The sequence below is a fragment of the Actinomycetes bacterium genome (genome assembly GCA_036510875.1).
In the GTDB taxonomy this organism is placed as follows: Bacteria; Actinomycetota; Actinomycetes; order Prado026; family Prado026; genus DATCDE01.
Genome location: DATCDE010000333.1, coordinates 1 through 2,879 on the forward strand (window position 1 = coordinate 1; position 2,879 = coordinate 2,879).

Annotated in this window: 2 protein-coding genes; both read left to right on the top strand. The window is 66.9% G+C overall.

Features of this window, described 5'->3' with window-relative positions; translation table 11 throughout:
* Positions 1 to 533: 533 nt before the first annotated feature.
* Positions 534 to 1,493: a tyrosine-type recombinase/integrase gene (locus tag VIM19_19310; protein HEY5186993.1), complete on the top strand. Its 960-nt coding sequence runs from the start codon at positions 534 to 536 to the stop codon at positions 1,491 to 1,493.
* Positions 1,494 to 2,341: 848 nt separating this feature from the next.
* The gene (locus VIM19_19315; GenBank protein HEY5186994.1) at positions 2,342 to 2,632 is read left to right on the top strand and encodes a DUF4234 domain-containing protein; all 291 of its coding nucleotides are present in this window, start codon (positions 2,342 to 2,344) and stop codon (positions 2,630 to 2,632) included.
* Positions 2,633 to 2,879: the final 247 nt, after the last annotated feature.

The window sequence follows — 2,879 nt, forward strand, 5'->3', positions numbered from 1 at the left end:
CCCGCAGCGATTCCGCACGCCCCGGCAACGCTGCGCGACCACGGCAACCCCCCGCCGTCACGACCCTCAGCCCGCTCCCGGCCCCAAGCCCGGACACATCACGCCCACCCGAACCGATCACGACCCCTGGCATCGCTCCCACCCGCACCAACGATCAAGGAATCACCGCCGCGCCGCGCCCGGCTGAAAGATCAGGGACTGATGACCTGATCCGCGGTCTTGCGAGTGCCCCCGGCAGGATTCGAACCTGCGCCGCGCTCGCCAGTCACCGAGCCGCTGACCTGCATCGATATCTCGAAACCCATTGTGGGACAAGCACTATCACCTCTAATGCCTCAAGACACGGATGGACACGTCCTGACAGGGAGGTACCCTAAAAGGCCGCCGGTCGAACAGGACCGGGTCGGTGCGACAACTCCCCTCGGGGCGCTGGCAGGCCCGGTGGCGACGCGAGGACGGTCGCCTGGTCGCCGCTCCCCAGACTTTCGACACCAAGTTGGATGCCGGGACCTGGTTGCGTGCCCCTGCGACAGGTGATCTCTCTCGTCGAATCACAGCGGCTGAGGCTCACCCTCGACGAGTATGCCGATAACTTCCCAAGCACCCGTGAACTCAAACCGCGCACCCGGCTTGAGTACCGGCGGCTCTACGACGGCAAGATCAAGGACACCTTCGGGGACGTGGACCTGGCTCGGATCAGCCCGGCGATGGTCAGGCAGTGGTACGGCACTCTCGACCCCGAGCACCGCACCCGCAGAGCGCACGCCTACTCGCTACTTCGGACCATCTTGAACGCGGCGATCGCAGACGATCTGATCACCACCAACCCGTGCCGGATCAGAGGTGCCGGGGTGACCAGGACGGACCGCGACATCACGATCGCCACGCTGCCCGAGTTGGAGACCATCGTGGTGAACATGCCGGAGCGGCTACGGCCGATGGTGTTGCTTGCGGCGTGGTGCGGGCTGCGGTTCGGCGAACTCGCGGGCCTAACCCGTGCTGACCTGGACGTTCGAGCCGGAACTGTCACGGTGCGCCGAGGCGTGGTGCGGGTGCCGGGGGAGTTCATCGCCGGAGATCCAAAGTCGAGGGCCGGTCGGCGCATGGTGGCGATCCCGCCGCACCTGCTCGACGAGTTGGCATGGCACCTCGACCACCATGTCCAGCGCGGCGATGACTCGCTGGTGTTTACCAGGGAGGACGGTGGGAAGGGCGGGATCATCCCGCTCTACACGCTGCACAGACACTTCTGGCCTGCACGCGAGGCGGCGGGGCGTCCCGACCTCCGCTTCCACGACCTGCGTCACACGGGGGCCACCTTGGCGGCCGCCACGGGTGCGACCCTAGCCGATCTCATGGCTCGGATCGGACACTCGACCCCAGCGATGGCGCTGCGCTACCAGCACACTGTCGACGGACGCGACAAGGCCATCGCGGCGGCGCTGTCGGGGTTCGCTGAGGGCAAGGTCGTCCCGTTGAAGTATCGAGCCTGAGGGGCCGTCACCCGATCGGGCTAACGCGCTCCGACACCGACGGAGTTACCTTCGCAGCGGAGCCTCGTCGCGCCCAGGGGGGTGTGGATCCGACGGGGCTCCGCGTCGTGGTCGACGGCCTCATGGGGCACGATCTCGGCCAGGACTCTCGTCACCCGAGAAGACTCGCAGCACTTCTCAGTCGAGTGGGCCATGTGGGCGATGACTACTCAATGACAGGATCACACCACGAAGAGTGACGTATCGTCGTGCCCGCCGCAGCCGCTCGGCCAGACCCCCCCATGGCATGGGTGGCTGCGGTCTTCCAAACCGGTCCTCGCAGTGCTGGCGTCGCGTCCAGGATGGCTGCGTGGATCCGGGGCGGCCCAGACCAAGATCTCATCTGTGGGGCAGGCGAGTCGCTCCACGCGCCGCCGTGGTGGGCCCATGGTCCCTGTCCGACACGCCTCCACTGGTTCTAGCGTCAACTGTTAGCGGCAATCAACCAGTTCGATTTGCGCACGATGCGTGGCTCGCAGGCACGTTGGGCTGTGCACTGTCGCGGGGTATTGACGACCCTCTGGTCGAGGGGGTGGGCCATGTTGGCGACCCGGTCCGTGTCCGAGTGCTGTGACGCCTGTGGGAGCCCGGCGCGGGTCACGGCATTTCGAGATGACCAGGTGCTGGTGTTCTGCGGCCATCACGGGTCTCAGCACCGGTCCGCGCTACAGGCCCAGGGTTGGCTGATCAGCGAAGAGGTGGGCCAACTCCCCGTCCGAACACCGACCCTGGCCACGTCACCACGAGTGAGCCGGACCGGCCCGCCGGGCAGGCTACGGAGTCCGCTGGGTGGGTGGCTGCTGCTGGTCGTGTCGCTCGGGGTGTACTACCTGGTCTGGTACCACCACATCAACCGGGAGCTGCGGGACTTCGACCCCGCGATCAGGGTCCGTCCTGGCCTGGCGATGTTGACCCAGCTAATCCCGATCGTCGGGCTGGTCAGCGTGTACCGCACCGGTCAGCGCATCCTGCAGGCCCAGACCACCGCCCGGCTGAGTCCGGATGCCTCAGGGGAGCTCGGCGTGGTGACCGCGATCCTGTTCGCCATGGTCGTGCCCTACTACAACGCCGAGCTGAACTGGATCTGGAGTAACCGCTAGCCAGATGACCGGCATCGGGTGGCAGTGATGACCCCGCACTGCTTCGTCCGAGTCACCCCCCGGTTTCCGGGTGGCCGATGAGGCGTACGACTGCGAGGCCCGGGTCTGGCCCTGTCAGTCTGATCTGGCCCCACCGTGACGGCCTGATTTGGCCCCACCTCCGACACGCCGGGGGCCTGTTGTGACGGTCTGATCTGGCCCCACCCCGAAGGCTCGCTGTGTTGCTGGCGGCGTTCGGGAGGGGCAG